At 67.8% G+C, this 12,090-nt stretch carries 8 protein-coding genes and 2 pseudogenes; 7 read left to right on the top strand and 3 right to left on the bottom strand.

The features are described 5' to 3' along the window. A pseudogene (locus tag ACIQ6O_RS06860) lies at positions 1 to 260 on the bottom strand (acetyl-CoA C-acyltransferase); the annotation flags it as partial. 174 nt (positions 261 to 434) lie between these two features. Between ACIQ6O_RS06860 and ACIQ6O_RS06855 the strand changes: the two are divergent. Further along, entirely contained in the window at positions 435 to 1,940 is a 1,506-nt protein-coding gene (locus ACIQ6O_RS06855) for a carboxypeptidase regulatory-like domain-containing protein (RefSeq protein ID WP_396207035.1), read from the top strand. Between the two features lie 276 nt (positions 1,941 to 2,216). Here the strand turns inward: ACIQ6O_RS06855 and ACIQ6O_RS06850 are convergent, their stop codons facing one another. Together ACIQ6O_RS06850 and thrS are read right to left on the bottom strand one after the other, a co-directional pair. Then, entirely contained in the window at positions 2,217 to 3,464 is a 1,248-nt protein-coding gene (locus tag ACIQ6O_RS06850) for a diguanylate cyclase (RefSeq protein ID WP_396207034.1), read from the bottom strand. Continuing rightward, entirely contained in the window at positions 3,461 to 5,449 is a 1,989-nt protein-coding gene (gene thrS, locus ACIQ6O_RS06845) for a threonine--tRNA ligase (protein ID WP_396207033.1), read from the bottom strand. Before thrS ends, ACIQ6O_RS06850 begins: the two co-directional genes overlap by 4 nt. A 253-nt stretch (positions 5,450 to 5,702) precedes the next feature. Here thrS and ACIQ6O_RS06840 point away from each other — a divergent pair, with 253 nt between their 5' ends. The 6 genes and pseudogenes from ACIQ6O_RS06840 to purH form a co-directional block, all read left to right on the top strand. Continuing rightward, positions 5,703 to 6,134 (top strand): BON domain-containing protein, encoded by a 432-nt coding sequence (locus tag ACIQ6O_RS06840; protein ID WP_396207032.1) that lies wholly within the window; start codon positions 5,703 to 5,705, stop codon positions 6,132 to 6,134. Positions 6,135 to 6,168: 34 nt separating this feature from the next. Continuing rightward, a complete protein-coding gene (locus tag ACIQ6O_RS06835) occupies positions 6,169 to 8,916 on the top strand; it encodes a valine--tRNA ligase (protein ID WP_396207031.1) in 2,748 nt (915 codons plus the stop codon). A 29-nt stretch (positions 8,917 to 8,945) separates the two neighbouring features. Then, positions 8,946 to 10,247, top strand: coding sequence for an Ig-like domain-containing protein (locus ACIQ6O_RS06830; protein ID WP_396207030.1), 1,302 nt, complete (start codon positions 8,946 to 8,948; stop codon positions 10,245 to 10,247). Continuing rightward, positions 10,244 to 10,867, top strand: a complete 624-nt coding sequence (locus tag ACIQ6O_RS06825; RefSeq protein ID WP_396207029.1) for a D-glycero-alpha-D-manno-heptose-1,7-bisphosphate 7-phosphatase — start codon at positions 10,244 to 10,246, stop codon at positions 10,865 to 10,867. Before ACIQ6O_RS06830 ends, ACIQ6O_RS06825 begins: the two co-directional genes overlap by 4 nt. 10 nt (positions 10,868 to 10,877) lie before the next feature. Then, positions 10,878 to 11,633, top strand: coding sequence for a phosphoribosylglycinamide formyltransferase (purN, locus tag ACIQ6O_RS06820; protein WP_396207028.1), 756 nt, complete (start codon positions 10,878 to 10,880; stop codon positions 11,631 to 11,633). Positions 11,634 to 11,666: 33 nt separating this feature from the next. Beyond that, positions 11,667 to 12,090 (top strand): annotated as a pseudogene (purH, locus tag ACIQ6O_RS06815) (bifunctional phosphoribosylaminoimidazolecarboxamide formyltransferase/IMP cyclohydrolase); the annotation flags it as partial.

Genomic DNA, 12,090 nt, shown 5'->3' with positions numbered 1-12,090 from the left:
GTGAGCGCAGACGCGGTGCTGGGCACGCCGGCCTTGAGCATGGCCTGACGGGCGGGCGCCTGCCCCGTGCCACCCTGCAGCACGTGCCCCATGATGACTTCCTGCACCGCGGCAGGGCTCACGCCGCTACGCTCGAGCGCGGCACGGATGGCGATGGCGCCGAGTTCGGGCGCCGAAAGGGAGGCAAGCCCCCCGAGATACCGGCCGATCGGGGTGCGCGCGGCACCGACGATCACGGGCTGGCGGGACAGGTCGGACATGGTCGTGGAAATCAGGTGGGTGACGCAGGGGAGTGGAACGCGACGGAAAGTTAACGAACGTGTTCGCACGACGACGGTTTACTGAAAATGCAGGTGGCCCCTGTGCCCACCCGTGCGTGAGGCGACCCACGCCGAGGGCTGGACGCGTGACGGCTCCCCTTCGAAGTTGCAGGGATGCGTCTCTCCCGCCTGCTTCCCGCGTTGCTGTTCCCGGTGGTCGCCGGAGCCCAGACCCGTCAGCCCCCGCGCCGGCCGGCGCCAGCTCCGAAGCCAGCCACCACGCCCGCGCCCAAGGCTGCCGCCCCCGCGATCAAGATCCCCTTGGCGCGCGTTACGGGCGAGGTCTTCGACAGTGTGTCAACGGCCCCGCTGATCAACGCGACCGTGCAGTGGGTCGCCGCCGACAATCCGGCCATCGTCCGCACGATCCAGACAGACTCGGTAGGACAGTTCCTCCTCGATTCCATGCGGGTGGGCATCTATCTCGTGGGCGTGATCCACGAGCAGGTCGACCGGCTGGGGCTCGAGAACCGGGTGATTCAGGTGAACATCGAGGGGAGTGGCGACGTGTCGGTGTCGCTAGGACTCCCCTCTGCGGCCGCGATGCTGCGCACGGCCTGCGGCACGGCCGGTGAAGGCATGGATCGCGGGGCGTTCCTGGGCCTCGTGCGCACGTCGCGCGGCACGCCGCTGGAAGGGAGCGCGCGCGTGCGGGTGCAGTATCCCGAAACGGCCGTCAGTCAGAGTGGCGGCGTGTCTCGTCGCTTCCCCAGCCGATTCGCCGACGCCAAGCCGAACGGCGCCTTCGTGCTGTGCGGCGTGCCCCCCGAGGCAACGATCACCACTCGCGCGTACGCCGGCAAAGATTCGAGCGGCGTGATCGAACTCCGGGTGCCACGCACTGGCCTGTTGGTGCGCGATCTGGTCATCGCCAGCCCGGTACGCATTGCCAAGGCGCCCACAAGCCCTACCGAGCGCCCGCAAACGCTGCTCAAGGGCACAAGTCGTGTTCGCGGTCTGGTGCGCGACAGTGTTGGCAAGCCGCTGGTCGGCGCGCGCGTCACGGTACCCGGCACGGGTATGGAAGGCACGAGCACCGGCGGCGGCCTCTTCACCTTCGACTCGCTCCCGGGCGGGTCCTGGATGGTGGAGGCGCGCGCCGTCGGTTTCGAACCGACACGCGTGGCGGTGGATTTCCTGGATGGTATGGTGGCCGAGGCGGAGATCCGCATGGAAGGGTTGGCGCCGCGCCTCGATACCGTGAAGGTGCAGGCCGACCGCTGGACGCGGGAAATGGCCGCGTTCGAAGCGCGCAAGAAGCAGGGCGGCGGCTATTTCATGGACGACGCGATGCTCGAGAAGCGCAATGCCGTATTCGTGTCGGACATCATGCGGGGGACGCCCGGAGTCACGGTGGTGCCAGGCGGCGGCGGCGGTCGGGATCGCGTGCTGATGCGCGGCAACGCCGGCCCGGGTACCTGCGCCCCGGCGATCTTCGTGAACGGCATGCTCACACCGGTGCCCGACGGTCAGCTCGACAACCTGGTGACATCCGCCGAAATCCGCGGCGTGGAAGTGTACTCGCGCATCGGCAGCACCCCACCGGAGTTCCAGAGCCGCAACGGCTGCGGAAGCATCGTGATCTGGACGGGGCAAAGGAGACGGCCGTCCGACCGGTAACGGCGGGAGTGACCGCGCGGGAGAACGGCGGGAGACGGCGCCATGGATCAACTGCGTCATGGGTCATGATGACGACGCAGCGGTGACGACGTCAGAGGTACCGCGGGGGAAAATGAAGGGCGGCGCCAGCTTCGCGGCGCCGCCTTTCCACATTGGGGCGCTGTCACCCGCTGTTTGGGCTTCGCGGTTGCCGTGACCCATGACGCGGTTGTTCCATGACGCGGTTACCCGCCGTCACCACCGCGGTTACAACCGCAATTACAGCCGCGATTCCCGCTAGTCGTCGAACCCTACGACCAGGTTCATTCCCGCCTGCCGCGCACGCTCTACGGCCGTGCCTGCAGCGCCGAGCAGGCCGTCGACCGTCGTCACCGTATCGGTCACCTCGGCCACGCCCACCGAGAGCGTGGTGCGCGCCTGCGTGAACTCGCCGCCGAACACGTGGCGAGCCATGCGCTCACGAATACGTTCGGCGAGCACGAGCCCGCCGGAGAGTTCAGTGCTCGGCAGCAGCACGCCGAACGCCTCCCCGCCGATACGCCCCACCACGTCCGTCGTGCGTGACTCCTGACGGCACACCCAGGCGATGGCGCGGAGCCATTCACTGGCGAAAACGGTGCCATGCTGGTCCACTAATTCCCGGAAGCGGTCGGGGTCGACGAGCAGCATGGTCAGCGGCTGCCCGTAGCGACGGGCTCGCGCCACTTCGCTCTGCGCCACGTCAAAGTAGGCCCGGCGTGCCGACACTCCCGTGAGGTAGTCGGTGGTGCTCGACGCATCGTCGCGCATGCGTTCCTCGAGCCGACGGCGTTCCGACACATCGTGCGACACCACGGAATACCCGATCGCCTCGCCGGCGGCATCGCGGAGCGCCGTCACAACAGTGGTTGCCCAGAAGGTCGTGCCGTCCTGCCGCTGACGATACCCCTCTTCCTCGCACCAGCCATTTCGCGCGGCGAGCGCCAGGGTGTCCTGCAGATACGACGCACCGCCATGATCGGGGGGCACCAGCTCCGTCATGCGCTGCCCGACGATGGCCCCGGCGTTCCACTGGTGCACACGCTCGGCCGCCACACTCCAACTGTCCACTACGCCCTGCGCGTCGAGCGTGTAGATCGCATACTCGCGCACGGCCCCCTGCACCGCCTCGAGACGTTGCGACAGGCGCAACACGAGGCCACGGCTCGACGCAAGGCTCGACGCGTCGGTAGCGACGGCGACGATACACCCGGTGTTCACCTTCACCAGCGACAGGAAGACCCCGCTGTGCTGCCCGGGGGCGAGCAGCTCGAGATTCTCCACGATGATGCCGCGCGGCGCGTCGTACCCTCGCACGCGGGCGGCAAGGTCGGGGGCCACGTCGGACAGCGTATTGAACAGATCTTCCAGTGACCCCGTCTTCGTGAACGGGGTGAGAAGATGCCGCGCCGCAAGGTTCGCGACTTCCACACGACCAGACTCGTCGACTTCGACGAGCCCGACCGGCGACAGCAGGAACAGATCGAGCAGCGCTTCCGGCGTCACGCCTCGGCCTCTGGCGCCTTCTCAGGCTGCGGAGCGAGGGCGCGCGTGCGCACCTCGTCGAGCAACCGTTCGATGAAGGCATCCTGCGTGAGCACTTCCTGCTTCTTGCCCGCACCACGGGTACGCAACGCCACCGTCCCTTCCTCGGCCTCGCGGCGCCCGATCACGCACATGTACGGCACCTTCTCCACCTCCCCCTCGCGCACCCGATAGTTGAGCGTCTCATTGCGCGCGTCGAGCGTGGCCCGGATCCCCAACGCCTTCATGCGATCCACCAGCGCCTGCCCATGCGCGTTGTAATCGATGGCGATGGGAATCACCCGTACCTGCTCGGGGGCGAGCCACACCGGGAACGCCCCGCCGAAGTGCTCGATGAGGATGGCGATGAAGCGCTCGAACGACCCGCTCACCGCACGGTGGATCACCACCGGCCGGTGCGGCGCGTTGTCCTCCCCCGTATACGTGAGGTCGAATCGCTCCGGCGCGTTGTAGTCGAGCTGAATGGTGCCCAGCTGCCACGCGCGGCCGATGCTGTCGGTCACGTCGAAATCGATCTTGGGGCCGTAGAACGCGCCGTCGCCTTCCTTCATCTCGTACGGACGTCCCGTGCTGTCCAACGCCGCCCGCAACGCCGCCTCAGCGCGGTCCCACAGCTCGTCGCTGCCGATACGCTGCTCGGGACGCGTGGCGAACTTGAGCGTCGCCTTGAGTCCGAACGTGTCGTAGTAGCCCAGGATGAAGTCCATGAGGAACTTCACCTCGCTCTCGATCTGGTCCTCGCGCAGGTACACGTGGCAGTCGTCCTGCGAGAACTGTCGTACGCGCGTGAGGCCGGACAGCGCCCCCGACAGCTCGTTGCGGTGCAGCACATCGAACGTCACGAAGCGCACCGGCAGCTCGCGATACGAGTGCTTCTCGCTCGCGAACAGCACGTGGTGCGACGGGCAGTTCATGGGCTTGAGCGACATGTCGTGCTCCCCCGTCTCGTTGTCGAGCACGAGGAACATGTTCTCCTTGTACTTGCCCCAGTGCCCCGACTGCTCCCACAGCTTCTTGTTGTAGAGCAGCGGCGTCTTGATCTCCTGGAACGCCTCCTTCTGCCGCTCGCGCACGAAGCCCTCGAGGGTGTTGTACAGCGTGGTGCCCTTGGGCGTCCAGAACGCGGCGCCTGGCGCCTGCGGGAAGATCTGGAATAGGCCGAGCGACTTGCCGAGCACGCGGTGGTCGCGCTTCTTCGCCTCCTCGAGATTGTGCAGGTGCGTCTCGAGTTCGTCCTTCTTGAAGAAGGCCGTGGCGTAGATGCGCTGCAGCATCTGCCGCTTCACGTCACCACGCCAGTAGGCGCCGGCCGTGTGCAGCAGCTTGAAGTGCTTGAGGTGCGACGTATCGGGTACGTGCGGGCCACGGCACAGATCGATGAACGGCCCGTCGGTGTACGTGCTGATGATTTCGTCGGTCCCATCGAAGTCGGCCAAACGCTCGAGCTTGAGGGGATCGTCGACGAAGAGCTGCTTCGCCTCGTCCACCGAGACTTCGGCGCGCACGAACGGATACTTCTCGGCCACGACCTTCTTCATCTCGGCTTCGAAGGCCGCGAGATCGTCGGGCGTGAACGGCTTCTCGACCTCGAAGTCGTAGTAGAAGCCATCGTCGATGGCCGGACCGAAACCGATCTTGGCATCGGGGCGCAGGCGGCGCACCGCGGTGGCGAGAATGTGCGCCCCCGAGTGGCGCAGGACGGCCAGCGCGCGCGGGTCCTTGTCGGTGATCACCACGAATGCGCCCGACGCACGGAGCGGCGTCATGAGATCCTGCACCTCGCCGTCCACGGCCACGGCGAGTGAGGCCTGCAGCAGACGCGCACCGATCGTGGCCACCACGTCACGCGCGAGGGTGCCGGCCGGGACCTCCCGGGTGGAGCCATCGGGGAGGGTGAGCACGATCATGGAATCGGCGGCGGCAGCGGCGGGAGTACCGGCAATCATCGGACAGGACAGCAGAAGGACGCGAGCGACATCTGTGGGCACGTATCCGCAAGCAACACCTGCCCCACACGAGGACGCACGGCTACGGTCCGTGGCAGTCGACCTCGCTCGACAAGAGTGGGCAAGTTATCCTTTTCTCAGGAGTTACGCCAAGACGCGGCCCGGTTCCGTGGGCTCGGTCGTTCCCTGCGAGAGGTGGGATGTGACACACGAACCCCGTCGCCGCCATGCTTCCGGCACCCGAAATGTGCTGATGCTTGCGCTTGGCGCCGTGGCCGGACTGGCCATCGGTATGGCCATGATCAACCGTACCGGTACGGCCGATGGGCGCGAGCGCGGCGAACGCGAGCGCGGCGAACGCCGCCGACGGTCGCGCCGGCATCGGGTCGACGCGTGGGGCGAAGACGAGTGCCCGGCGCCGCCGGTGGACGCCCCGACCGACGCCGTGCCGGTATCGTCGCCCCCCTCGGCCGACACCTTGGAAGCGCGGGTCCTCGAGGTGTTCCGCCACGATCCCCTCCTGCGGGAGCGGGATATCGACATCGAAGCCGACGAGCTCGGCCGCATCGAACTGACCGGCTGGGTCGAGGACGCCAGGGAGATCGAGTACGCCCTGACGCTGGTTCGCGGGGTCCCGTCGGTCCGCGACGTCACCAGTCAGCTGGCGGTCCTTCCGAGGCCGTAGGGGACAGCTCCCGGCGCGGTTATCTTTTCGGGCTATGACTGCGCCCCACTCCGAATTGCCCACGACCTACGACGCCGCGGCCACCGAGGCCGCCTGGTACCCCCAGTGGACCGAACACGGCGTGTTCACCGCCAGCCCCGACCGGGCCTCCGCGCGTGAACCCTTCGTGATCGTGATTCCGCCGCCGAATGTGACGGCGGTGTTGCACATGGGACACGGGCTCAACAACACCGTGCAGGACGTGCTCATCCGCTGGCGCCGCATGGCGGGCGACGAAGCACTCTGGGTGCCCGGAACCGATCACGCCGGCATCGCCACGCAGAACGTGGTGGAGAAGCAGCTGGCCGCGCAGGGGCAGACGCGCTTCGACCTAGGCCGCGAGCCGTTCGTGCAGCGCGTGGCGGAGTTCGTCGACAAGACGGGCGGCGAGATCCTCAACCAGCTCAAGTCCATCGGCGCCAGCGCCGACTGGTCGCGCACGGCCTACACCTTCTCCCCCGAGCTGTCGCGCGCGGTGCGTGAGACCTTCGTGCGCCTTCACGAGGATGGCTTGGTGTACAAGGGCCATCGCGTGATCCACTGGTGTCCGCGCTGCGGCACCAGCCTGTCGGACGAAGAGGCGGAGTTCAACGACACCAACGGCAAGCTGTACCACCTGCGCTATGTGCTCGCCGACGATCCGTCGCAGGGGATCACCGTGGCCACCACGCGGCCTGAAACGATGCTGGGCGACGTGGCGGTGGCGGTGAACCCCGACGACGAGCGCTATCAGGCGCTCATCGGCAAGGAGGTGGTGCTGCCGCTCAACGGCGTGCGCATCCCGATCATCGGGGACAGCTACACCGACCCGACGTTCGGCAGCGGCGCGGTGAAGATCACCCCGGCGCACGACGCGAACGACTTCGAGGTGGGCAAGCGGCACCAGCTCACCATGCCGGTCATCATCGATGCCGAAGGCGTGGTGCGTGAGGTCGAAGGCGCCGCGGGGCGCGTGCCCGACGCGCTCAAGGGGCTCGATCGCTTCGCGGCGCGCAAGGCGATCGTGAAGCTGCTCGAGGACGCCGGCGCCCTGCAGAAGATCGAGAACCATGCGCACAGCGTGCGACACTGCTACCGGTGCGACACGGTGGTGGAGCCGCGCCTCAGCGATCAGTGGTTCGTGAAGATGCAGCCGCTCGCCGACAAGGCCCTCGCCGCACTGCGCACAGGTGAACTGCGCATTCTTCCCGAGCGCTGGGAAGCCGTGTATGTGAACTGGCTCGAAGGCATTCGTGACTGGAACATCTCGCGCCAGATCTGGTGGGGCCATCGCGTGCCGGTGTGGTACTGCGCGGCCTCGTGCGGGCAGGCGCCCATCGTGTCGCGCACCGATGTGACCGCGTGCCCTGGCTGCGGCGGCGCCGTGCGCCAGGACGAAGACGTGCTCGACACGTGGTTCTCGAGCTGGCTGTGGCCGTTCAGCACACTCGGCTGGCCCGACGAGACGCCCGATCTCAAGGCGTTCTACCCCGGCGACGTGCTCGTGACCGCCCCCGAGATTCTGTTCTTCTGGGTGGCGCGCATGGTGATGAGCGGCTGCTGGTTCATGGGTAAGGCACCGTTCCACACGGTGTACCTGCACGGCACCGTACGCGATATGCAGCACCGCAAGATGTCCAAGTCGTTGGGCAACGGCATCGATCCGCTCGATGTGGTGAAGCTCTACGGCGCCGACGCGCTGCGCTGGACGATGGTGGCGGGGCTCGGCCTCGGTGTGGACGTGATGCTCGACCACACCGACCTCGAGAAGTCGTTCGCGCCCGGCCGCAATTTCTGCACGAAGCTGTGGAACATCGGCCGTTTCCTGCTCTCGCGCGTGGGCACCGATCCGGTGGCGCCACTGTCGACGCTCGATCGCGCGCAGCTCACGCCCGCCGATTGCTGGATTCTGTCGCGCCTCGATGCCGCCATCGCGGATTGCGATGCCGCGCTGGGCCCCGCGCGGCCGGCGCAGGGCGGGCTCTGGAGCGACGCCGAGCGCAGCCGCGGGTTGCGGTTGTCGGAATACGCCGAAGCGGCACGTCGGTTCGTCTGGAACGAACTCGCCGACTGGTACCTCGAAAGCGTGAAGCCGCGACTTGCGGCCGAGGGTACGGCCGACCGCGAAGTGGCGCGCGCCGTGCTGGCGCACGCGTTCGACGGCGCGCTGCGCCTGCTGCACCCGGTGGTGCCGTTCATTTCGGAAGAGCTGTGGCAGAAGCTGCCACAGACGCCGGACGGTGCCTTCCTGTCGCAGGCGGCGTGGCCGTCGGCGAGCGGCGAGTACGCCCTGCGCGCCGGAGACTTCGAGCTGGTGCGCGAAGCCGTGGCCGCGATCCGTCAGGTGCGGTCGGAGTACAACGTGAATCCGGGCGCCTGGGTGGACACGGTGCTGGTGGCCACGGGCAGCGCGAAGGCGGTGCTCGAGGAGCAGGCCGACACGATCGGGTCGCTCGCGCGCGCGAAGGTGCGCGTGGAGACGGCCAATCCTGGCGGAGCGGCCGCACAGGTGTTGCTCTCCGGCGGCATCGAACTCGTCGTGCCGCTCGCCGGCATGATCGATCTCGACAAGGAGAAGCAGCGCCTGGAGACCGAAATCGCGCAGCTCGACAAGCAGCTCACGGCGTTGCAGGGTCGGCTGTCGAACGAAGGGTTCGTGGCCAAGGCGCCGGCGCAGGTGGTGGAGGCGGAGCGGGCCAAGGCCGCCGATTGGGGCACCCGCCTCACGCAATTGCGCGACAAGCGCGCGGCGCTGGGCGCGTGAGCAGCGGCCGGACACGGGCACTCCGGCGCTTGGCGCTGTTCGCGGCCGCCGTCGTGGGAGGCGCGGCGTGCGCCAATCAGGGGCTGCCACGCGGCGGCCCCGAAGATCAAGCACCGCCGCGCATTCTCAAGATTACCCCGGAGACCAACTCGGTCACCGCCAAGCCGGGTGTGGTGTCGATCAAGTTCGATGAGGTGGTGAGCGAAACACCCAAGGGGGCCCGTGATCTCGCGGACCTCGTATTCATCAGTCCGAAGAGCGGTAAACCGCAGGTGGACTGGGATCGGACGGCCATCCAGATCCGCCCAGCGAAGGGCTGGAAGCTGAATACCGTGTACACGGTACAGCTCAAAGCCGGTATGCAGGACTTGTGGAACAACCCGATCGATACCGCGGTGCGCGTGGTGTTTTCCACCGGCCTCCCCATTCCCGACTCGCGCATCAAGGGGGTGGTGTTCGACTGGCAGGCCGCCAAGGGCATCAACGGCGGGGTCGTCGAAGCGGTCTCGCAGGATACGTCCGTCGTGTATCAGGTGGTCGCGGACTCCTCGGGGCGCTTCGAGCTGCGCCATCTCCCGATTGGCCCCTATCTGCTGCGTGCCTACGCCGACCGCAACAACAACAAGGATCTCGATCCGCTCGAGCTATGGGATTCGCTGCGGGTCACGCTGACCGGCTACGCGGAGACGGAATTCTACGCGTTCGGCCACGACACGGTGGGGCTGCGCATCGCATCCATCGAACCCTCCGACAGCAATCGCGTGCTCAAGGTGACGTTCGACAAGCCCTATGCCGTCGATCAGTTGTTCGTGCCCGATAGCGTGCGCATACAGCGACTCCCCGACTCCGTCCCCGTGCGCGCGCGGCTGGTGCAGACGGCGCAGCAGAAGGCGGATTTCGACTCGCTCACGAAGAAGCGCCGAGCCGATTCCGTCACCGCCGCGAACGCGAAGAAAGACACGCTGAGCGCTGAACAGCGCGCGCGGCGGGACTCCATCGCGCGTGTGCGCGCCGCCGACAGCGCGACCGCCGCCGTACGGCAGCGCGAGCGTGACGCCCGCGAGGCGGCGCGCCGCGCCGGCCGCCGCTACGTGGCGCCGGACACGACCCCCGCGCCCAAGTTGAACCGCCCCCGCGTGTACACGGAGGCCTACATCACGCTCGACACCGCGCTGATACCGGGCCGCAGCTACCGCCTGCAGATGACGGGGGTGAAGAGCCTCAATGCGATCGTGAAGGCCCCCGCACGCAACATCACGCTCCCGAAGCCGAAGGTGGACAGCCTCAAGTCCGACTCCACCGCCAAGCGGGACACCAGCGGCCGTCGATGACGCGCCCGGCGCTGTTCATCGATCGCGACGGGACGGTCATCGCCGACGCGCACTACCTCGCCGACGCCCAGCTGGTGCGGCTCCTTCCCGCCACGGGTGCGGCCATGCGTCTCGCGCGGGCGGCCGGCGTGCCCGTGGTGATCGTGACGAATCAGTCGGGGATCGCGCGCGGACTCATCACGCACGCACAGTACGAGGCCACACGCGATCGCACGGTCTCCCTCATCGAAGCGGCGGGCGGCGAGGTGCTGGGCACCTACCACTGCCCGCATTTGCCCGATGTCACCGGCCCCTGCGCCTGTCGCAAACCCGGGCTCGGGATGTATCAGCAGGCGGCCCGCGATCACGGGCTCGCACTCGCCCAGAGCGCGTACATCGGCGACCGGTGGCGTGACGTGCAACCGGCGGTCGCAACCGGCGGCTTGGGGATTCTCGTACCGGGACACGAAACTCCAGCCGATGACGTGGAGCGCGCCGAGGCGGCGACACACCAGCACCGCAACATCGCGGTCAGCCACTCGCTGCTCGACGCGGTGACCCTAGCTCTCGCGCGACTCGGTATCGGCGCGGTGCCCCCGGAGCCTACCGGCTGCCTCGATTCCCCCCTCTCCCAGACGTAGAGCACCCGCCATGCCTACCCCTTCCGACCTCCCGCGCCAGGTACGCCCCACGGCCAACATCGCCGTGCTTGCGAGCGGCGGCGGGTCCAATCTGCAGGTGCTACTCGATCATTTCGGCGGCGAAGGGGCGCACGCTGGACGCATCGTGTGGGTCGGCTCGGACAAGTCCACAGCGGGGGCACTCACGAGAGCGTCCGAGGCGGGCGTAACGGCGGCCGTCGTAAGCGATCCGCGCGACGGCGATGCGTTGGTGGACATGCTGCGGGCGGCCGACGCCGACCTCCTCGTGCTGGCGGGCTACCTCAAGCTCATTCCCGAAGCCGTGGTGCGGGCATTCCACGGACGTCTGGTGAACATCCATCCCGCGCTGCTCCCCGCCTTCGGGGGCGCCGGGATGTACGGCCAGCGCATTCACGCCGCCGTACTCGACCACGGGGCCACGGTGACCGGTGTGACGGTGCACTTCGTGGATGCCCAGTACGACCGCGGGCCCATCATCGCGCAGTGGCCGGTCCCCGTACTGCCGGGGGACACTCCGGCGACGCTCGGTGCGCGGGTCCTGCGGGTGGAGCATCGGCTCTTCCCCCTCTGCGTGGAGGCGGTCGCCAGCGGCACCATCGTGCTCGGCGACGACGGCAAAGTGCATGGCCATGTCGCCATTCCGGTGAGTCCCGCCGCCCCGGAATGGCGGTTCGGACTCGTATCGGACACCTCTGACGACGTCGCCGCGTTCGCCACGGAGTGGGCCCGGCTGTTTCCTCGTTGAAGTCTGTCTTCTTCACGCCTCGAACTCTCTGTCATGCGCGCGCTGCTTTCGGTTTCTGATAAATCCGGCCTCGTGCCCTTCGCCCAGGGGCTCGCGGCCAAGGGTGTCGAACTCGTCTCCACTGGCGGCACGGCGCGCACGCTGCGCGACGCCGGACTCGCCGTGAAGGACATCAGCGAGATCACCGGCTTCCCCGAGATGCTCGACGGACGCGTGAAGACGCTGCACCCCGTGGTGCATGGCGGCCTGCTCGCGCGCCGCGACCTCCCCGAGCACATGGAGGCGATCAAGGCGCACAACATCGGCACGATCGATCTCGTGGTCGTGAACCTGTATCCGTTCCGCGAGACGGCCGCGAAGCCGGGGGTGCATCCGGAAGAGGTGATCGAGAACATCGACATCGGCGGTCCCAGCATGCTGCGCTCGGCGGCCAAGAACTTCGAGAGCGTGTGGGTCA

The organism is Gemmatimonas sp., assembly GCF_044345575.1.
In the GTDB taxonomy this organism is placed as follows: domain Bacteria; phylum Gemmatimonadota; class Gemmatimonadetes; order Gemmatimonadales; family Gemmatimonadaceae; genus Gemmatimonas.
The sequence above is the reverse complement of the archived record's forward strand: the minus strand, read 5'-3'. Positions and strand labels throughout refer to the sequence as shown.

Coding starts and splice junctions, on each gene's coding strand:
- ACIQ6O_RS06840 (WP_396207032.1), top strand. CDS start 5,703: ATGCTTGCGCTTGGCGCCGTGGCCGGACTGGCCATCGGTATGGCCATG.
- ACIQ6O_RS06855 (WP_396207035.1), top strand. CDS start 435: ATGCGTCTCTCCCGCCTGCTTCCCGCGTTGCTGTTCCCGGTGGTCGCC.
- thrS (WP_396207033.1), bottom strand. CDS start 5,449: ATGATTGCCGGTACTCCCGCCGCTGCCGCCGCCGATTCCATGATCGTG.
- ACIQ6O_RS06835 (WP_396207031.1), top strand. CDS start 6,169: ATGACTGCGCCCCACTCCGAATTGCCCACGACCTACGACGCCGCGGCC.
- purN (WP_396207028.1), top strand. CDS start 10,878: ATGCCTACCCCTTCCGACCTCCCGCGCCAGGTACGCCCCACGGCCAAC.
- ACIQ6O_RS06825 (WP_396207029.1), top strand. CDS start 10,244: ATGACGCGCCCGGCGCTGTTCATCGATCGCGACGGGACGGTCATCGCC.